Genomic DNA, 19645 nt, shown 5'->3' with positions numbered 1-19645 from the left:
CTCCTCTTTAGGTAAAATTCTATCCTCTTTTAGGCAGTATCCTTGCTTGTATTTGTTGTAGTCGGAAAGAGAAACAACGGCGAAGCCTCGTGAAGTGGAGTAATCGGGGATGATGCGAATAAATGCGGCGCAAAGTATTATTATAAGAAGCAGCGTGCCTGCCAAGGCTTTAAATTTAATAGACCTGTAGAATTTCATATCAGTCCTTTTCTTGTTATCCCTTGTTGCGGATTATATAGCCGTATTTATAAAAGTATGCTTAAGCTTTATAAAATATTTCCAAGCTTTGTTTTAAAGCGGCTTCTTAAATTTTGACACTCTCCTGGTCATTCCTTCCCGCCGCACCATCGTTCTAGCTTAATAAATTCTTCAAATCCCTTAAATTTCTTTAAAATTCCTTCCGAATTTAAGCCCCGTTTCAAATAGACTTAATAGAATTCCTTCAAATTTCACTCAAAGGTATCCGATGCAAACCGCCCTGGGCTCGCTAGGTCTGATAGCCGCCGTAAATCATATCCCATTCGATGCCAAGGCGCTTATAAATAAATTTGCGCTAAGCAGCGAGGAGCCGCAGATCGAAGAGCTGGTGCGTATGGCTAAGCATTGCGAGTTTAAGGCTAAAATCAAAAAGCTAAATCTTTCAAATTTGCTGCGCTATAAGCCGCCCTTTATCCTTCAGAAAAAGGACGGAAGCTACTTTAACGTCTTAAAGATCGAACAGCAAAGCAAAGCGGATATTAAAGCGGCAAATGCTAACAAGACGGTCGCCGATATAAATAGCGCAAATTCCAAAGACGCGGCAGGTTCTAAGGAGATATTAAGCCCTAGCGGCGGCGCGGCAAATTCTTTAAACTCATCTTCATTCGCATCGTTATCTTCTAATACGTCATCTTCTTCCGGCGCGGCAAATTCTTCTCCCGCGGATACACCCCATTCCTCCACCAAAGAGACTAAAGCCTTCCACTCATCCAAATCCTCGCAAGGACAAGAAGCAGCTATTAAATTTATCGTATTTGACGGAGGCAATTCCGTAAAAGAGCTAGGTGCGAGCGAGCTATTTGATCTTTGTAGTGGCGAGTTTATCGTGCTAGCTCATAAAACTCTGAATTCTCAGATCAAATTCGGCTTTGCCTGGTTTTACAAACGGATGCTAAGCTTTAAAAGGGTTGTATTTGAAGTACTTTTGGCTTCATTTATCATGCAGCTTTTCGGTCTAGTTACGCCGCTTTTTACGCAGGTGGTGCTAGATAAGGTTTTAACTCATCATAGCATTAGCACGCTAAATGTCATTGCATTTGCATTTTTGGCAACTATCATATTTGAGATGCTTTTAAGCCTAAGTAGAAATTATATATTCGCGCACACTACTACTAAAATTGACGCCAGGCTAGGAAGCGAGCTTTTTAGCCATTTGGCTCTGCTTCCGATGACCTACTTTGAGAACCGCAAGGTTGGAAACATAGTAGCTAGAGTGCGAGAACTAGATAGCATAAGAGAGTTTATCGCAAATAAAAGCGTAAGCGTGCTACTTGATATTTTATTTAGCTTCGTATTTGTCTTTATGATGCTGCTTTACAGCATTAAACTCACGCTAATTGCAATCGCATTTATAAGCGTAATTGCTGCGATCTACTTTTTCATTACCCCCGTGCTTAGAAAGAGGCTAGAGGATAAATTTCAAATGGGAGCCGCTTCAAACTCCTATCTAGTAGAAGCAGTAACCGGAATGCAGACAGTAAAATCTCTAGCGATTGAGGGCAGTATGCAAAAGATGTGGGAGGAAAATCTAGGCAGATACGTCCGCTCATCTTTTAATCTTTCAAATTTAAGCAATGTCGCAAGCGGCTTTGCCTCCGCACTGCAAAAGCTTATGACGCTTTGCATTTTATATTTCGGCGTGGGGCTTGTGATCGAAGGCAAGTTAAGCGTAGGCCAGCTCATCGCCTTCCAGATGTTTGCGGGGCAATTTAGCGCTCCTGTAATGAGGCTGGTAGGTCTTTGGAATGAATTTCAGCAGGCCCTTCTTAGCGTAGATAGGCTAGGAGATATATTAAATACTCCAACCGAGCAGAGCACAGATAAACCCATTGCGCTAAATAATATCGAAGGGGATATAAAATTTGACGCCGTAAATTTCAGATACAGGCCGGATCTAAATTTAGTGCTAAAAGATATCAGCTTTCACGTAGAGCCTGGCAAAAGCGTAGGCATAGTAGGCAGAAGCGGCAGCGGAAAAAGCACTATCACAAAGCTTATTGAGCGGCTCTATCTGCAAAGCTCGGGCGCCGTTTACATAGACGGCATAGATATCAGACATCTAAATCCCTATCTTTTAAGGCAAAACATCGGCGTGGTCCTTCAGGAAAACTATCTATTTAGTGGCAGTATCAAAGAAAATATCGCCTTTGCCGCAAGCGGAGCGAGTATGGAGGAGATCATCAGAGTTAGCAAGATCGCGGGCGCTCATGATTTTATCGCAGAGCTTGCGGGAGGTTACGATACCTTCGTAGGCGAGCGCGGCTCAAGCCTTAGCGGCGGACAGAAACAGCGCATCGCAATCGCTAGAGCGCTCATAAATAATCCTAAAATTTTAATCTTTGATGAGGCGACCTCTGCACTTGATTACGAAAGCGAAAGCATCATCAATCAAAATTTAAGCGAGATCAAAAAGGGAAAAACCTTCATCATCATCGCGCATAGGCTAAATTCCGTCAAGAATTGCGATGAAATTTTAGTGCTGGATAAGGGTGAGATCGTAGAGCGCGGAAAGCATGAGGAGCTAATGGCTCTGGACGGCTACTATAAGAGCTTATATGATAAGCAACTAGGATAAGCCGAAGGGTAGGGCGGGATAAAATTTAACTCAAGAGCGCTTTTAAATTTAAACCCATTTATTGCGCGTCGCCGCCTTTAAGAGCTTTATTATAAATTTATGGCATAATTCAATTAGATTTCTACAAGGATAAGCTATGCTTGCATCGATAAATATTCAAACGTCAAACGCTAAAACGCTTAAAGCTATAGAGGATATAATCGCAGGTGATCCTACCGCCGTTATAAGCTATAATGAGCCTGATTATTTAAGCCCACAGGATGAAGCTAGACTTATGGAAATTTCGGATGCCGACGATAGGGGCGAGCTAAAATATCGCTCGCACGAGGAAATGTTGGAGCATTTAAATACGCTTTTTAAAAAAATGGCCTAAGATATGAATCTTGTCTATAGCGAAGAATTTCTTAATGATTTGGATAAAATTATTATGTTTATCGCGCAAGATAGTTCCCAAAGGGCAGCTAAATTTGCAGATGATTTGATTGTTAAAATTTTAGACATTCCAAATCGCCCATATAGTTTTAGAAAAAATCCTAAACTCAACCGTAAAGATACTAGGGATCTGGTTTTTAAAGGCTATACGGTGCCGTTTCGCGTAAGCAAAGACGCCATAAAAATACTAGCGATATTTAAACGCAATAGCCATGCTATGAAATAATTTATTAGATTAAAGTTGCAAACAATGCTAAAAATTTTCAAAAGAATAGAGGATGATTCAAACGAGTTCAAGCCTCTTTTAATCGAGATAGAGGATGCTCCGCAAAACCCGCTGGGAAGATCAATTTTATGGATCGCTTGCGGGGCTTTGATATTTGCCGTGCTGTGGATGGTATTTGCCAAAGTTGATATCGTAGTAAGCGCTAACGGCAAAGTAGTACCCGACGGCGAGATTAAAATTTTAAAATCGCTCGAAAGCGGCGTCGTCTCTAAAATTTTAGTAAAAGAGGGTGATAGAGTAAAAAAGGGCGATCATCTAATCTTAATCGATCCAAGCGTCTCTACGGTAAATTTATCCACCAAGCAAGAAAGCCTAGCTCTACTTGAATACTCGATAAAAAGGCTCGACGCTCTAAGCTCGGGCAAAAGTTTAGATGCTAACATCAGCGCAGATGAGCTGAGCTTATACAATACGCAAAAATCAAACTACGAAGAGAGCATAAACGTATATAATCTAAAAATGCAAGCTCTGCAAATGGGGATAAACTCTACTAATTTAGAAGTCGAGAGACTAAGCGGAATTTTAAAGATAGATGAAGCGCGGTTAAACAATCTAAATAAAGTAAAAGATATAATAGCGCGCAAGGATCTATATGAGCTCAAATCAAAGGTAATTGAGCTAAACTCCAATCTTAAAATTTCAAAAGAAAAACTTGCCGAGCAAAGGGCGAATTTAGATGAGCTAGCTAAGGAGCTGGAGGCCTTTAAAAGCCAAAGCATATCTAAATGGCTCGATGAGATGCTAGCCAAGCAAAAAGAAGCAAGCTCGCTAAAAGCGGAGATCAATGCGATCTTGTTTCAAACCAGACAGCAGATCATCTCCTCTCCGGTTGATGGCTTCGTGGGAAAGCTACTCGTAAATACGCAAGGAACCGCCATCACAAATCAAGAAAATTTAATCTCTATAGTGCCTAGCGATAAGCCTTTGATCATCAAAGCAAACGTTCTAAATAAAGACATAGGCTATCTGGAGAACAATCAAAGCGTAGCCATTAAGGTTCAAACCTTCGACTTTCAAAAATACGGCAAACTTGAGGGTGAGCTAATCCACATAGCAAACGATGCGATAAACGATGAGAAGCTGGGAGAAATTTACGAAGTAAAGATCAGACCGGATTCTACATTTTTGATCGTAGATGGGATCAAAAAGGAGATCGAGCCCGGTATGAGCGTAACGGCTGAAGTAAAAGTAGGTAAAAGGCGCGTAATAGAGCTATTTATCTACCCTGTCATCAAATACCTGGACGAAGGACTTAGCGTAAGGTAGGATAGGAAGAGAGAGGTAGGTGGTTATTTACCCTATGGATAAGTCTCTGCTCAAATACACTGTTCGTTTGAGCGACTGCCTATCCTGTCTGTCCTAGCGCGACCTCACTTTAAATTTAACGCAAGCAAGGACGTCCTCTTGATAAATTTTTAATGTAGTGCCGAAGCAGAGTGGATAGCTGCCGCCTCTATCTTGAGCTGCTGTTCGTTCTAGCAAGCGAGCCTCTAGCCGAAAATGTGACTCAAACAACCGCTCTAGTCCGGGCGGTTAACTATCTTGCCTGGTTGGGCACGCCTCTTAAATAGCTTGCTTTCCATTCGAGCGTCCTGTTTATTCAAGCGGATAGCGGCAATCCAAGCTAACAAAAACGATATCTTTGCGATAGGCGGGATTATCACCGCCGGTAGTCTCTAGGAGCAACCGGCGGCATTTTACGAGTAGTCGTTAGCAGAGCAATCTGCAGCATTGAGGGGGTGCACCGCTAGGGGGGGGGCTATCAATTCCCCCAGCCGCTCGCAAACATCTGCATTATATCCGGATTATTTTTCATATCATCCATCGAGATATTGCTCATACCGTTATTTGTGGCGTAAGCGTTGAGATCTTCGATGATCTTATTTATCTTGCTAGCAGTGATATACTCTCCACTAGCAAGCGCAATCTGCTCTATAGCACCACCGCCGAATTGGTTATTTATACGGACGGTGTCGTTTTCGCCGTATTTTAATACCAGATCGTTGGCGACCCTTTGGAAGGTAATATTTTCTTTACCGATTCCCTCTTTAAATTTAATCGTATCGTTGCCGTGGTTATCATAGATGGTATCCGCTCCGTCGCCTCTACCGAATATATAGGTATCGTTGCCTTCACCACCTTCTAATCTATCGTTACCGGCTCCGCCTTCTAAGATATCGTTACCACTTTCTCCATAAAGGGTATCGTCGCCTTCGTCTCCATTTAGGATATCATTACCAGCTCCACCAGAAATTCTATCTTTGCCTTCACCGCCGTAAAGCTTATCATCTCCAGCCTCACCATAAAGCTCATCGTCTCCAGCCTCGCCATAAACTACATCGTTGCCATCCCATGCACCGACTCTGTCATTACCACTGCCGGCATAGACGATATCGTCGCCGTTTCCGGAATAAATTCCGTCGTTACCGCCGTTGCCTCTTAGAATATCGTTGCCTTCATATCCATAGATATAATGGCCTTCGTCATTATCGGACGTTTCTAGATTGAAATCTTTTAGGCTAAAAATTTCTCCGTTGCTAAATTTGAACTTCATGTTATCCGGATAGTTGTAAATATCTTTAAAAGTTATACTATCGTTACTTCCTTTTATACTGAGTTTTAAATTGTCAGTACTTGGAATTCTAGAGGCTACTAAATCCTCTTTACCGATTCCCTCTTTAAATTTAATCGTATCGTTGCCGTGGTTATCATAGATGGTATCCGCTCCGTCGCCTCTACCGAATATATAGGTATCGTTGCCTTCACCACCTTCTAATCTATCGTTACCGGCTCCGCCTTCTAAGATATCGTTACCACTTTCTCCATAAAGGGTATCGTCGCCTTCGTCTCCATTTAGGATATCATTACCAGCTCCACCAGAAATTCTATCTTTGCCTTCACCGCCGTAAAGCTTATCATCTCCAGCCTCACCATAAAGCTCATCGTCTCCAGCCTCGCCATAAACTACATCGTTGCCATCCCATGCACCGACTCTGTCATTACCACTGCCGGCATAGACGATATCTGTTTTATCTGTTCCTTTTATATTGTCGCCTTTAGCATCAGGAAATATAATATGATTGCTATTTTGGTTAGGTGCTGCTGCATATAATAGTTCTTTGTATTGTTCAAAAGCGCCATTCTTCATGGCTGCATTCATAAAATCATAAAAAACTGCACTAAGTCCAGAAAGGTCATTATTTCCTGATTGGCCTAATACATTTAGAAGCTCCGCCAAATCCACGAAAGCCTTCTTCGGATCGCTTAGATTTATCTCTTTAAATTTATCGATTACTTTGGTGAAATTTAGTCTGAAATCATACTTCGGCTTAGCAGATGTATTTGCGCCGCCGCTTGCAGCATCGGATTTTGAATTGCCGCCCGCCGAGGCACCATTGCCCGCAGCAGTATCGTTAGGCACGGAGATCATATCTAGACTTATTAGATCCGCATAGCTTTTTAGTCTGGTTTGAGCAAGTAACGACGCATAGGAGTAGTTTAAAATTTTATCATAAGTTTCGTTTGTGTTTTTGATGATAGCTTTTATATCGTCATTGCTTATATAATAGAGCTCCGCAGTCTTTGAACCGGTAAAAGCGTCGATTACTTTGATCTTGTATTTTATACTCTCAAACTCCTTTAGCAAGCTCTCATCTATAGAATTTGAGCTATTTAGTAGAGCCTGATATTGAGACGGAGTGAGGCTTAGTTTTCTAGCGTTTGGATTACCGGAGTTTATCACGTTACCGTCTGCATCTACATTGATGTTTGATCCTGCGCCTAGATTTACATTGCTTGGAAGCTTTACCCCTTTTAGGCCTACTTCGTAGTCTGCCCCGTTAGAATTTCCGCTTCTTACAGCAGTCTCGCTCCAGGCTTTGATGAGACCTGGTAGAGCCTTGAGCTGCTCCTCTTTAGTACCTAAGCGAGAGTAGTTATCTAGTGCGCTAGCTAGCTCTTTATTTAATGCAGCAGCCGATCTTAGATCTCTTAGTAGTCCAAAGCCTTTGATATTCGCTCTAGCCATATCTTCGGAGCTTAACGGCGCCCCGTCTTTAAATTTAGAGTTTATCGTATCTACGTTGAAATTTAGATCGCCCATACTATGAGCGGTGCCGTCTTTTTTAATGTAGCTTCCCTTTAGACTTAGGGTGTTTCCGCCTCCTAGATCTTCGTTTACCTCATTGTGATTTAGGCTTAGACTAGCTATGCCTAGCTCATCTAAGCTCTTTAGCTCGCCTTCATCTGAGATCCCGTTAGAGTTCGCATCCTGCCAAATTTTAAGATCTTTAAATTTATCGTCTTTATTATCTATAAGCCCGTCGTTATTGCTATCAAATTCCTTTAAAGCTTCGTAGCCGTCCTTAGCTAGTCTTTGATTGCCATCTTTATCTTTTATCTGCGTGAAATTTCCAAATAGCTCGCTGCCGTCGTCTATATTGCCGTTGCCATTACGATCGTAGGCTAAAATTCCATCCTCTTTGCTGATCCAAGATGATTTGTGAGATACTCCATCGCCGTTGTGATCGAAGTAGGCTCCGCCGTTAGGTGCCGGGCTGATGCCGATCTTACCGTCTCCGTTAAGATCAAGGGCGAGAGGGTCGACGATGGAGAAATTAAAAATAGAGTTAGTGAAGCCATTAATGATATCAATCCATCCATTAAGTGAAAGCGTTATTATTTTTTCCCATCCATCAACAACTAATCCTAATGTAGCTATAAGAGAAGTTTTAATAGAATCTAGCACTTGAGAAGGTAGATTATCTGCCGGTGTAATTCCAAGAGAATTTAAAGATGTCGGGTATTTATTATATTTATTAATGGCATCTTTTCCAAAACTATCGGGATTATCAAATAATTTATCTATATACTCAATATTTTGATCAGGCAAAAACATTCCCTTAAAGCCACCTGTATTAAATCCCGCCTTTTCAAGTCCATCCCAAGTAAATTTTATACAATTATTTTTTAAAACATCGTATTTACTGCTATCGAAAGTTGCTGAATGCTCCATTAATTTATTATATTGTTCTTCTGTTATTTCTACGGTTCTTGAATAATATGGTTTACCGGCATATGACTTACCGTCGTTGGTTACTATTTTGCCGGCGCCAAATGGCTCACCATTTTTTGATGCAAAGCCAAATTGATGCTCGGCTTCGTTATCTTTTTGAACACCATACCACATATGCCCAGCAATTGATGCACCTATGTGCATGGTCTCATAATTTGTATAAGCTGTTAGCGCTACCTCTATATTTACTGTTAGTCTATATTTTGACATTTCGTCTCCCTTATAAATTAAAATCTAAAAAATCGTTCTTTTTGCATTTCTTCTATTTCTAGATATATTATATTCTTGACCTCTAATGCCATGCTATTTAAAAATTCTAACTTTATATTATATTTACCTTTTTGTAGTTTTACTATAGCTATCCTTTTATACTTACCGTTCGTGCCATTCGGGGCGGTAGCAATAAAATCATAAACATCTTTGGGAAAACTAAAAATAGTATTAAAATTATCTTTATGTTCTAAAATTCTAGCATTATCAGGATATATATTTTTATCGCTTTCTTTAAAATATCTCCAATCCGTTTGTTTCATATTAAACGGGGTTATTGTAAGCCCCAAGGTCATGTTGTTATTATGCCCTATATTCATATTGTCTTCTTCAATTTTTCCTATATTATACGGATATATAAGGTATAGTATATAAAATGCTTCTTTATCTATAGTAATATTTATATCTAAAATATTATCTTTATTGGAAATATTAATAGCTTGAGCTTTTTTATATATTACTGGGTTTTGAATTGGTTTCCAATTTATAATACTATAAATAACAATAAACAATAAAAATATAAAAATTAGAGATTTCTGTTTACTGTTAAAATTCATCATAATTTAAATTCTCCTTATTTATATTTTTATCTTACTTAAACTTGCCTATGAAATTAACATCATTCTTTAATATGCTTATTTTATTTGGTAAGAAACCTATATAATATTTCATTACCATCCGTAATGCCTGAAAATATACACGCATCCTTCTAACATCTATATAAACTGTAATTTTTGACATTTTATTATCCTTTATTTTCAGATTTATTGCCTTTCTAGACTTGTTAGACGAGGATTTTTGTCCCCCATTTCCCATATTTCGCTATAAATATTTATTTTAATATTTGCTTTGGTGGCCACTTCTAACATCTTATTTAGTGCTCACGTTATTGAAGAGCTTTTGCAACCACCATAGTAAAGAATATTGACTATATTTTACTATTTTATTCTTACGGTATATTTAAAATTTAGAGTCGCTTTGCCCTACCCAATTTTAGGTCTTTTACTACTCTAAATTTTAAAATTTTACTTCGCAGCGCTGCAAGATACAAAGCCTAAAGCCAAATGCAAGACGCTATGTTAAAACGCCATAGCCGCTTAAACTATCTATTGGGCTAACTACCAAATCATCTACTTGGCTACCCCAAACGGCCTACTCACACCTTCCGTATCTAGACATTAGCTCCGCTTTTTTGATATTAAAGCTAGCTTTTTGCGTATGTTCTTTTAGAGCTAATTCCTTTTTTAAAGAAGCTATTAGGGAGTTTAAGACATCTATCTTTGAGCTTTCGTTACCGGCATTTAATCTCTTTTGCATAGTTAGGATATCTTTTGAAATTTTAGAGGAATTGGATAGGATTTTATCGTATTCATCTTTTTTAGATAGAAAGAGTTTAAGATCTGCGATCTGCTTTTCGTATTCTAATCTAGCTTCTTCCTTTTTAGATAAAATCCTCTCTTTATTGATCTCTTTTTCTTTAATCTGTGCGGCGCGCTTGCCTCCGTCAAATAGGCTCATATGCACCGTAAGTCCCGCTCTATATCCATGTCTTTTGACATCCTTTCCGGCGCGGCTAAAGTCGTCTCTATCGCTGCCGTAAAGATCGTATCTGCCGTAGAGCGAAACGGTAGGATAATAAAGTCTTTCTTGTGATCTCATACTTAGCTCATTTGCAGCCAATTCATGATCAAATCCTTTAGCGATTACGCTATCTTCAAAGGGTACGAAGTCTGAGTTGATACTATTGGCTCCGCCTAGATCCGAAAGATAAAACACGTTTGGAATTTTAACTCCGGAAAGCGAGTAAATTTTATTTAAAACATTATTTGCGTTTAGTTCTAATTGAGACAGTTCATAGCTCGTATCGGCTAATGCTATGGCTTGATCTGCCAGAGCTGTTTTACCTAACTCTCCTGCGCCCGATAGTCTCTTTTCATAGATATAAAGCATCTCGTAGGCATCTTTTAACCGCTCGTAAATTTCTATTCTGTTTTTATATCCGAGCGCCTCATCGTAAAGCTCCAAAAGCTTAATCGAGCCATCCATATAAGCAGAGCATCTTTTAAGATCTGCTTGTTTGATATTCTCTTCGGCAGCTTCGATCGCTAACTCATCCGCGCCGAATTTAAATATATCTTGGCGCAGTACTAAAGAGAGGGAATCTCCGTAGCCGCTTTGCGAGACCAGGCTATCGTCGCCAATCTGCACGGAGTTGTAGCGAGCGCCGTAGCGTTTAGCGTATTCGCTATTGGCATTAATTCCAAACTCGGGATAGCGTGAGGCCTTTTGATACTCTAGCTCGTTGCGAGCGCTTTGTACATCGAGTCTGGTTAAATTTAAACTCGGAGAATTAGCTAAAGTGTGCTCTAATAAGGCGTCAAAAGAGAAGGAGTTTAGAGCTGCCTTTGAATTTGAATCAAGCTGTCCGTCCAATCTTTTTTGATTTATATCTCGTATTTTTGATCTGTCTAGTCTGTAAATTTTAGTAGGGGCTTTGGCTTCGGCTTTAGCTTTGGAGCTTGAACCTTTAGAAGCGTCTTGCGAATTATCTTGCTTAGAACCTACCTCCGGGGTGGAGAGATATTTTTCTAAGGCGCTTTGAGTGTTTTGCGCGGCTGCTTGGTTTTGAGTAGACGTTTTATTTGAGGCAGGTTTTGATGAAGCGGAGCTAAATTTATTCGCTGCGTTTAAGAAATCCGCACCGATAGTTAAAGCCAAGGTGATTAGAATAGGGGTAATCGCAAATTTATTCAAAGCAAGCTCTTTATAAATGAAATTTTAATGCATTTTATACGAAAGGGGATTAAAATTTTATAAAACGGATGAGGAAATTTTAAGTTTGCCGTCTTAAAAATTTAAAGACCGAGGCACGCGGTGTATACGATCGACGATCCGAGGGCGGTGCTTTTGCACGAAAAGGCTTCCAAGCTTACAAAAGAAAAAAGTGCGAAGCGGAATTCCGCCTCTATGACCTTATCGCGAAAATTTCTCCCGACGTGCTTGCCGAAGTGCACGAAGGTGAAAAAAAAGATCTGCCCGAACGTCGATTTTTATTCCGGCTTTGTGTATTCGATGCTCAATATCCCGCGTGAACTCTACACGCCCATTTTTGCGATTTCGCGCATTGCGGGCTGGAGCGCGCACCGCATCGAAGAGATCGTCGCAGGCGGCAGAATTTACCGGCCGGCGTACAAAAACGTGTGCGACGTGCGCGATTACGTTCCGATCGAAAAGCGCATAAAGTAGGCGCTTATGATCCGCCTCGACAAATTACTGTCTCACGGGGGCTTGGGTTCCCGCTCTTCCGTAAAAAAACTGCTCCGCTCGGACGCCGTGACGGTAAACGGTAACAGCGTATCCGACGCATCGATCCGCATCGATGACGAGAACGATGTCGTCGCCGTACGGGGCAAAAGAATCGAAGTTCGCAAAGCCGTCTATCTCATGATACATAAGCCTTCGGGATTCGTGTGTGCAAAGCGCGACGGGCTTTACGAAACGGTTTTCGATTTGCTAGGCGATCCATACCGCACGCCTTTTTTCGAAGAAAATCTGCATACGATCGGAAGGCTCGACTGCGATACCGAAGGTTTACTTATTCTGACGACCGATGGAGCGCTCACACACCGCATCACTGCTCCGAAAAGCGAATGCGGAAAAACGTATGTTGTGCGCCTAGCAAAAAAGTTCGAAGCGAAGAAGGGGCGGCATACGTTTGCAAATGTGCGCAAGGCATGCACATGGAGCCTGAAGGAAGAGAAAAAGAAGCCGACTGCAAAAGCGCGGAGCTTGTGTGGCTCGGCAGCGGCGATGAAAAAGACGAATGTACGCTTACGATCTGTGAAGGAAAATTTCACGAAGTAAAGCGCATCTTTTCCGCGCTCGGAAACGAAGTCGTCTATCTGAAGCGCATCGCGATCGGCGCGCTTCGGCTGGATGAAAGCTTCGCGAAAGGCGATTGGCATGAACTTTCCGAAGACGAAATCGAACTGCTATACCGAATTTGAGAACTTGCGCGCGCGTTTCAGCACTGTACGCCCAATTGTTCTTTGAGTGCGGATTGTGCGACTGCCGAAACGTTGATTTTAAGGATTAATTCATTTTTACCAAGGGGATGGTTACCGTCGCCGTGCCGTCTATAAAAACCTTGTGTTTTTTGAAATTGCCGGGCGGGCCTTTGCCGTCGTAATTGCTGAATCCGAACGGCTCTTTCGGTATGCCGATCGCGTTCGTATTCAGTTTTCCGTCGCCGTTGACATCGTGATAAACGCAAAACGCATACTCTCCGGCTTTGAGCCGTATGCGATATACCGCCTTTTCTCCGTCAGCTGCCGTTTCGGCGGTTCTATACGGAAGACGTTTGCGAAAACTTTCGGAGGAATCGTGGATACTGATAACGATTGTTCCCGACTTTTCTTTTATGCCGGTAACGACGATTTCCGTGTCAAAGAACACTTCGCCGTCCGCCGTTTGGGAATACAGGGAATACGACGGGTTGAAAATCATCGCGCAGAAAAATAAAGTGAACAGTTTTTTCATAGTGTTTCCTTTTTTGCATAATTGTCAAAGCGGCACTGCTCGAATACGTCCGTACCGATAAGCGTGATCGCCTTCGCCGGGCAGTTGTTTATGCAGCGGTAGCATATCGTGCAGTTTCCGGGATAAAACACGGCTTTACTGTTTTCGATATATAATGACTTTGTCGGGCAGTGTGCCGCGCATATGCCGCAGCCGATGCAGCGGTCCGTTTTGATTTTGAGCCGTTCGGCCAGTTTTTTCGCATGCATTTTAAACCACAGGCGCTGGCCGAATAAGCCTGCGATTCTGTGAAAAAACGATAAGCCGTCTTTCGGATAGATTCCCCGCTTTATGCCTTCCGCCGCTTGCAAAATCTTTTTTTGCGCCGCCGCTATGAGCCCCCTGTTTTCTTTCGGCGTTTTTTTTAAAAGCTTTACATCGGCGATACAATCCGGCATGTGCAGATGTAAGCCTCCGGTAACGGCGGCTCCGCATTTTCGGAGCAGCCTGGCCGCAAGCCCCGCGCCGTCTCCGCTGAAAAGACCCATCGTTGCGATCACAAAAACGCGCTTTCCGCGGAACATATCGGCATGCTTTAAAATAAACGCTTTTACAATGCGCGGAATATCGCTGAAGTAAATAGGATAACCGAGCGCGATTTCATCCGATGCGCGTAAGATTTCAAGCGCTTCGTCCGATTCCATGCTGCAAGCCCTGCCGCCGGTCGCTTGTGCAAACGCTTCCGTACAGTATTTTGTGTTTCCCGTTCCGCTGAAATACATTCCGTTCATATCGTACCTCTTGTGCCCTTACTTTAAAAATGACGGCTCGAGCACGTCCATAAAATCGCCGATTTTTTCTTTCCAATTTTTGTCGTAGCACACGTTTTTCATTGTCGCCAACGCCGTAAGTCCGTGAATAAAAGCCCATATCGTTATTAAAATATCGATTTGCTTTTTTTTCGGGACTTTATTTTGCGTAAGCAATGACAGGACGCTGTTTTTATACAGGATAAAAGGCGCATAGTTTTCTTCATCCGGCACGGATAAAGTTAAATCGACCTTTATGTCCGACTTTGAATACAAAAATTGAAAATAGGCGGGATTTTCAATAAAAAAAGAAACATAGGCCGTGCCCAAATTTTTTAACAATTCGGAAGGCTTTTTGTTTTCGGCGATCGCGGCTTCGAGCGTTTTCGAAAAGCGCTCAGTGATGTGCAGCTGCATCGCGTTGAGCAATTCTTCTTTGTTGTGAAAATGACTGTATGGGGCGGCATGGCTTACCTTGCAGGCCGTCGCCGCTTTTCTCAGCGAAAAAGACTGTAGCCCGTCGGTATTGACGATTTCGATACCTTTTTCGATTAAAAGATTTTTTAATCCTTCGCGGTGATACGGCAAATTCAATTTTTGCATAAGTACTCCCTTTTAATCTTTACAGTGTCAAGATAATAGCGTAAAAACTTTACATTGTCAAGTTTAAAGCGTCGTGTAAAGCGATTTACAAAAGCCCGCGTTCGCGCATATAATTATGTTATGTTGTCGGATATCGAAATAGCGCAAAAAAAATCGAATGCTTCCGATCGCGGACATCGCACAGCGCATCGGCATTGATGCGGACGGAATCGAACCGTTCGGACAGTACAAAGCGAAACTCATCGCAGAAACGCTTCGTGCTTTACGAAAACGCGCTCTGGACGCAAGCGCGCGCCTCATCCTCGTTACCGCCGTAACGCCGACGAGTACGGGGGAGGGAAAGTCGACCGTTTCGATAGGGCTTGCCGATGCACTCAATAGGATCGGGAAAAAACGGTGCTTGTGCTCAGAGAGCCGTCTTTAGGCCCCTGCTTCGGCATAAAGGGTGGTGCGTGCGGTAGCGGAAGGGCGCAGATTGTTACGATGGAAGAAATCAATCTGCACTTTACCGGCGATATCCATGCGATTTCCGTAGCAAACAATTTGATTGCGGCTCTGGTCGATAATCACATTCATCACGGCAACGAACTCAAAATAGATCCCCGCACGATTTCGTGGAAGCGGTGCGTCGATCTCAACGACCGCGAACTGCGCAGCATCGTCGGACTCGGCGGCAGAATGAACGGAGTGCCACGGGGAGATCGCTTTTGCATTTCCGTCGCAAGCGAAATCATGGCGATCGTCTGTCTCTCGCGCACGATCTCGGAATTGAAAGAGCGTATCTCGAATATCGTCGTCGGCGAAAATTATGACAGAGAAAGCGTAACACAATAGCAAATAGAACAAATTCCGTAAAGCGATCGTCCCATCTGCTTTCCCACCCGTCTCATTTTACGCCATGAAGCGTACCATATGCAAGCTATAAATGCCCTAGGGCTGGGGATATCCGTCAAGAGGCGATAGGCTCTTGACGGATATTTATAGTGTGTCTTTCCGTCGTGTTTTACCCTATTTAACTCTTTTGAGACGTTTTAGAGCTTTATAGGAGTTCTCTTTTTTTGGGCGGTATTTTTTGTATATTACAGCTACACGTAAATTTGAAAATACATCTATGTATTTTTAATCATAACATAAATATAAAAGCTATAAGCCTAAAAGATATTATCTCTTTGTGATTGCAATGCTCTCTATGACTTCTTTTAATATTATGAGATGTTTTAATACTATGATGTGCTTTAATACTATATGGCGTGGAGCGTTTTATATTCTTGTCCTTATCCTTGAAAAGCTTCCTCTGCTTTTTTGGAGTAGGCTTTAAATTTGGTATAGCTTTTTGATGTGTTGATGAGCAAGATTTCGCCGCTTGCATCTTAATCTTAATAAATTTTACTTCAAATTCCCGTATAACTTTTAACGGGTTGCGTTATTTGGTAATGTTATTGAGTAATGTTTAATCGTTTGGGGCTAGTTTGTATATTTGAGTATTGCCGTCGTTAAAGCATCGTCGTTTATTTGTTGCTTATTAGAATTTATAGCACCTTATAATGTTTTTAATCTTAGTCCAGTTTAGAGTACTTTGATATTTAGTACGGCATCTTTTAATCTCAGTCTGGTTCTTGGTTATAGCTATGCTGATATGTATAATGCAGTGACTGCCAGCGGTAGTATTTTGCCCATATCGTCATTGAGGTATTGCACCAGTATTCGTAATGCGATGATTTTTGAGCATATCTCAGTTATTTTATATGGATTTTCATAAAATTTGCTTATATGCTTCTTGTTTAAATTTATGCAGCTTTGTTTAAATTTCGATTTATATTATATTCATAGGCTCTTTGCCGTGTATGGTTTATCCAGCTTCTTAGCTTTTTTACAATTATTGAATATCTTGGTGTATGCGGATATATGGGTATTGAGCGTTTTGCCCGGCGTTTAGTCTGATTTGAATAGTAGAGCACATTCTTGCACTCCTTTATTATTCATGCCAGGCTCAATTCGCTTGATTTACTTATTCTTTTAATATTTTTGCTGCTTTCAGATATATTTGCGATCAAGCGGATCGTGTAGATATCCTCCGTTTCTTTATTATGCTTGATTTACTTTCTATTATGCTTACTATACTTGATTTGCTTGTTATACTTATGTCTACTATTCCCGATTTACTTACCTTTATTAATACTTTTATCATCATTGAGCCTTATTACTACTTTGTGTGCCCGATGTATTGAGTTGCTACTTAAAAAGCCACGGCTGCTTCAAGCGCTGCACTTTAAGCTTTACTTTGAAATAACATTTAAGTGCTTTAACACCTTAACACCTTGATGCTTTAATGCTTTAATCGCTGCAACTATTAAGCCTTGATGCTTGCTTTTAGCGCTATAAGTGCATAAAGCTTTTAGAATGTCTGCTTTATCCTTTTATTCATTATTTGGTCTTTACATTGCTCTTTGACATTCCTATATTATTTGTTTATTTCATATTTGCTGGGTAACTGTTTTGGTGTTTGTTAGTATGTGAATAAACACTTTAGTGTTCTTTATTATTCTAGCTACTCTTGCCGCGCTTGATTTGTCTCCCTTCATTTCGCTACATTTTACCTATCTACTTAAATTTTGAATCATACCCTCTGTATTTTAGAAATCTTGGCAATGTGTAGGAAATTGCATCGCTTGCCCATACTTTTAAAGAATTTTAGAAGACTATCGAGCTAGTCCACTCTATCAAGTTTCCCTGCCCGTTATGATTTTAAAGAAGCTTAAGGGCTTTTAGGGACTTTTCAGCTAAGAGAGAAAGCTCAAAAAGAGTATCAATAAATTTCGACTAAGTAGCTTTTAAGATCTTTCTAATATAATCTCCGACGCATAAGGACAAAAATAGTGTCTTAAGCTTTATCTATTGTATTATTTATACCAATAAGAATATGTTTTATGGATAAGCGTTTAAAGCACTAAGTAAAAATTGTGTTTAATTAGCCTACTTAAGGGTTTAAGCCTTAAGCTGCTACAAAGCTTAAGCTAAATTTCTTAAGGTCTATAGGTTTTAACCCATTTTTGCTTATTATTTAAAGTCTCCTTAAGAGATAGCAAATTTTGTTATATAGTCTTTAAAGACTATAGAGCGATATTCTGTAATCGCGTATTATGGGGCGTTTTTAAAAGTTGCATAGATACTACACGGGACACCAATAATCCTTTACAATTATAGAATTCTAACCGGTGCTTTTTAATTAATACGCTAAATTTATAATTACGATGCTTTTGTAAATGCAAATTAGGGCCACTCGATAGTAATAAATGGCTTTTTCGATAATGTATCCAAGCGATAGAGTTCGATGCATAGATGAAATTTAATAGTCATAGTCAAAAAGCAAAAAACAATTCTAGCTTTGATACTGTAATAGCTAAATGTCATTCTTACTCTTTAGTAAAATAGTATTTGCTAATTTAATGTCAATACTATTTTACTAGAGTTTGTGCAACATAATATTCCATATAAAGCGCCGCAGTATGGAGTTTTATCAAAGCAGCCTTTACATTCAACCGTAACACCCCAATATAGAAATAAATTATTTAAAATTTATCTATTTTCGGAATTGCAGGTTTTAAATTTATCATAAACCAATACTACAAAGGTAGAAAGCATAAGTCCTATTATTGCAGATATTGCTAAAATGATTAGTTTTTTAGGCTTTGCTGGGCGATCAGATAAAACTATATTAGAAATTATATGAGAAGTTTTAAAATTAAAATCAGAAAGCCTACTTTCTATAATACTCTTTTTCTTCATTAAATCAGGAATTTGTACTAGAGTTATAGCACTCATTTCGTCACTTATTTTAGGTACATTGTCGTTTAAAATTTTGTCTTTTATATTCATTAACTCCATCAGTTTTAATTCGCCAGCATCGCTAAGCTTTTCTTTCTTGTTCAACATGTCTATTTGATCATCTATTTTGGCTATCTGAACACCTTTTAAATATTCTATGCGTTCTTTTAAATTACGAATTTTATCATTTTTTAAATAACTTATCTGCGAATCAATACTTACCAATTGTTCGCGTATAGCCTTTTTATATTCATCTAAAACTATAGCATCTTCTTTGCTTAAATCTGCCACCATCTCATCTATCTGTTTTTTTAGTAATTCGTTTGATTTGGCAAACGCCGTTATAATAAATATATTGGCGCTATCTTTATCGGCGACGATACTATCAACCGTTACGTTCTTATCCTTAATATCCTTTAGTCCATCAATATATTTTACTCTAAGCTCATGCATCCGAACGGATCTTTCGGTTATATACTGTGGCATACCAGTTTCATTATTATAATAGGCGGTTTCTACCGCCGCCGTTGCTTTATACCACGGAGTAGCAAATAGAATGTACAAAAGCCCAATCGCAATAAATCCACAAGTTACTATACAAATTTGCTTTTTATATTTCCATATCTTTTTTGCCAAATCTAGCAAATCAATCTCATCGTCTTCATAATAATTCTGTTGCATATTTCTTCTCCAAATTAAAATTTAAATTGCGCCCTCGCGAACAAGGACCACCTTAAAGGTTTTTATGATTATCACGATGTCGTTCCAGATCGACCAGTTTTTCATATACCACGTATCCATACCGGCCCTGGTCGCAAAATCCACGTCGCTACGCCCGCTCACCTGCCAAAGCCCAGTAATACCGGGCTTGACGGCCAGAATTAGATCTGCATATTCACCCATATCCTTGCGCTCGTATTGCGCGCACGGGCGAGGACCAACGATGCTCATTTCGCCCTTTAGGACGTTGATCAGCTGCGGAAGCTCATCGAGCG

The 19645-nt window shown here is 40.4% G+C and carries 15 protein-coding genes and 3 pseudogenes; 8 read left to right on the top strand and 10 right to left on the bottom strand.

Annotated elements, in window-relative coordinates; translation table 11 throughout:
* Nucleotides 1–198: pseudogene (locus Q0140_RS09380) on the bottom strand (hypothetical protein); the annotation flags it as partial.
* A gap of 268 nt (nt 199–466) precedes the next feature.
* On the opposite strand from Q0140_RS09380, the gene Q0140_RS09375 reads away from it, so the two are divergent.
* The 4 genes from Q0140_RS09375 to Q0140_RS09360 all read left to right on the top strand — a co-directional run bounded on the left by Q0140_RS09375 (nt 467) and on the right by Q0140_RS09360 (nt 4817).
* On the top strand, nt 467–2833 hold the full coding sequence (locus Q0140_RS09375) for a type I secretion system permease/ATPase (protein ID WP_297964019.1): 2367 nt from the start codon (nt 467–469) through the stop codon (nt 2831–2833).
* A 136-nt stretch (nt 2834–2969) separates the two neighbouring features.
* Nucleotides 2970–3206, top strand: a complete 237-nt coding sequence (locus Q0140_RS09370; RefSeq protein WP_297964017.1) for a hypothetical protein — start codon at nt 2970–2972, stop codon at nt 3204–3206.
* Between the two features lie 3 nt (nt 3207–3209).
* Nucleotides 3210–3491: a type II toxin-antitoxin system RelE/ParE family toxin gene (locus Q0140_RS09365; RefSeq protein ID WP_297964015.1), complete on the top strand. Its 282-nt coding sequence runs from the start codon at nt 3210–3212 to the stop codon at nt 3489–3491.
* A gap of 24 nt (nt 3492–3515) precedes the next feature.
* Complete coding sequence (locus Q0140_RS09360; RefSeq protein WP_297964013.1) at nt 3516–4817, top strand: HlyD family type I secretion periplasmic adaptor subunit; 1302 nt, start codon at nt 3516–3518, stop codon at nt 4815–4817.
* A 93-nt stretch (nt 4818–4910) separates the two neighbouring features.
* Here the strand turns inward: Q0140_RS09360 and Q0140_RS09355 are convergent, their stop codons facing one another.
* The 4 genes from Q0140_RS09355 to Q0140_RS09340 all read right to left on the bottom strand — a co-directional run bounded on the left by Q0140_RS09355 (nt 4911) and on the right by Q0140_RS09340 (nt 11649).
* Nucleotides 4911–5033, bottom strand: coding sequence for a hypothetical protein (locus tag Q0140_RS09355; RefSeq protein WP_297964011.1), 123 nt, complete (start codon nt 5031–5033; stop codon nt 4911–4913).
* Between the two features lie 280 nt (nt 5034–5313).
* On the bottom strand, nt 5314–8835 hold the full coding sequence (locus Q0140_RS09350) for a calcium-binding protein (RefSeq protein ID WP_297964009.1): 3522 nt from the start codon (nt 8833–8835) through the stop codon (nt 5314–5316).
* A gap of 17 nt (nt 8836–8852) precedes the next feature.
* Nucleotides 8853–9455: a hypothetical protein gene (locus Q0140_RS09345; protein ID WP_297964007.1), complete on the bottom strand. Its 603-nt coding sequence runs from the start codon at nt 9453–9455 to the stop codon at nt 8853–8855.
* A gap of 592 nt (nt 9456–10047) precedes the next feature.
* Nucleotides 10048–11649, bottom strand: coding sequence for a TolC family protein (locus Q0140_RS09340; protein ID WP_297964005.1), 1602 nt, complete (start codon nt 11647–11649; stop codon nt 10048–10050).
* Nucleotides 11650–11769: 120 nt separating this feature from the next.
* Here Q0140_RS09340 and Q0140_RS09335 point away from each other — a divergent pair, with 120 nt between their 5' ends.
* From Q0140_RS09335 to Q0140_RS09325, 3 genes and pseudogenes are all read left to right on the top strand, one after another.
* Nucleotides 11770–12141: a citrate/2-methylcitrate synthase gene (locus tag Q0140_RS09335; protein ID WP_297964004.1), complete on the top strand. Its 372-nt coding sequence runs from the start codon at nt 11770–11772 to the stop codon at nt 12139–12141.
* A gap of 6 nt (nt 12142–12147) precedes the next feature.
* Nucleotides 12148–12564, top strand: a pseudogene (locus Q0140_RS12675) (pseudouridine synthase); the annotation flags it as partial.
* A 71-nt stretch (nt 12565–12635) separates the two neighbouring features.
* Nucleotides 12636–12902, top strand: a complete 267-nt coding sequence (locus Q0140_RS09325) for a hypothetical protein (RefSeq protein WP_297964001.1) — start codon at nt 12636–12638, stop codon at nt 12900–12902.
* An 85-nt stretch (nt 12903–12987) separates the two neighbouring features.
* On the opposite strand, the gene Q0140_RS09320 is transcribed toward Q0140_RS09325, so the two are convergent.
* From Q0140_RS09320 to Q0140_RS09310, 3 genes are read right to left on the bottom strand one after another with little or no spacing between them, the layout of a single operon-like run.
* Nucleotides 12988–13434, bottom strand: a complete 447-nt coding sequence (locus Q0140_RS09320) for a DUF2141 domain-containing protein (protein WP_297963999.1) — start codon at nt 13432–13434, stop codon at nt 12988–12990.
* A complete protein-coding gene (locus tag Q0140_RS09315) occupies nt 13431–14204 on the bottom strand; it encodes an EFR1 family ferrodoxin (RefSeq protein WP_297963997.1) in 774 nt (257 codons plus the stop codon). Before Q0140_RS09315 ends, Q0140_RS09320 begins: the two co-directional genes overlap by 4 nt.
* Nucleotides 14205–14222: 18 nt before the next feature.
* A complete protein-coding gene (locus tag Q0140_RS09310) occupies nt 14223–14825 on the bottom strand; it encodes a TetR/AcrR family transcriptional regulator (protein WP_177387686.1) in 603 nt (200 codons plus the stop codon).
* 157 nt (nt 14826–14982) lie between these two features.
* Here Q0140_RS09310 and Q0140_RS12670 point away from each other — a divergent pair.
* A pseudogene (locus Q0140_RS12670) lies at nt 14983–15659 on the top strand (formate--tetrahydrofolate ligase).
* Between the two features lie 2742 nt (nt 15660–18401).
* Here Q0140_RS12670 and Q0140_RS09295 read toward each other — a convergent pair.
* Nucleotides 18402–19331 (bottom strand): Wzz/FepE/Etk N-terminal domain-containing protein, encoded by a 930-nt coding sequence (locus Q0140_RS09295; protein WP_297963991.1) that lies wholly within the window; start codon nt 19329–19331, stop codon nt 18402–18404.
* Between the two features lie 21 nt (nt 19332–19352).
* On the bottom strand, nt 19353–19645 hold a 293-nt coding region (locus tag Q0140_RS09290; RefSeq protein ID WP_297963989.1), incomplete at its 5' end, for a sugar transferase.

Source organism: uncultured Campylobacter sp. (genome assembly GCF_938045405.1).
GTDB lineage: Bacteria > Campylobacterota > Campylobacteria > Campylobacterales > Campylobacteraceae > Campylobacter_B.
Note: the sequence above shows the minus strand (reverse complement) of the source record. Positions and strands in the feature narration are given on the sequence as shown.

Excerpts from the sequence above, each read along its gene's own strand:
- Q0140_RS09350 (WP_297964009.1), bottom strand. The coding sequence starts at position 8,835 with ATGTCAAAATATAGACTAACAGTAAATATAGAGGTAGCGCTAACAGCT.
- Q0140_RS09320 (WP_297963999.1), bottom strand. The coding sequence starts at position 13,434 with ATGAAAAAACTGTTCACTTTATTTTTCTGCGCGATGATTTTCAACCCG.
- Q0140_RS09325 (WP_297964001.1), top strand. The coding sequence starts at position 12,636 with ATGGAGCCTGAAGGAAGAGAAAAAGAAGCCGACTGCAAAAGCGCGGAG.
- Q0140_RS09315 (WP_297963997.1), bottom strand. The coding sequence starts at position 14,204 with ATGAACGGAATGTATTTCAGCGGAACGGGAAACACAAAATACTGTACG.
- Q0140_RS09310 (WP_177387686.1), bottom strand. The coding sequence starts at position 14,825 with ATGCAAAAATTGAATTTGCCGTATCACCGCGAAGGATTAAAAAATCTT.
- Q0140_RS09365 (WP_297964015.1), top strand. The coding sequence starts at position 3,210 with ATGAATCTTGTCTATAGCGAAGAATTTCTTAATGATTTGGATAAAATT.
- Q0140_RS09370 (WP_297964017.1), top strand. The coding sequence starts at position 2,970 with ATGCTTGCATCGATAAATATTCAAACGTCAAACGCTAAAACGCTTAAA.
- Q0140_RS09375 (WP_297964019.1), top strand. The coding sequence starts at position 467 with ATGCAAACCGCCCTGGGCTCGCTAGGTCTGATAGCCGCCGTAAATCAT.
- Q0140_RS09295 (WP_297963991.1), bottom strand. The coding sequence starts at position 19,331 with ATGCAACAGAATTATTATGAAGACGATGAGATTGATTTGCTAGATTTG.
- Q0140_RS09345 (WP_297964007.1), bottom strand. The coding sequence starts at position 9,455 with ATGATGAATTTTAACAGTAAACAGAAATCTCTAATTTTTATATTTTTA.
- Q0140_RS09360 (WP_297964013.1), top strand. The coding sequence starts at position 3,516 with ATGCTAAAAATTTTCAAAAGAATAGAGGATGATTCAAACGAGTTCAAG.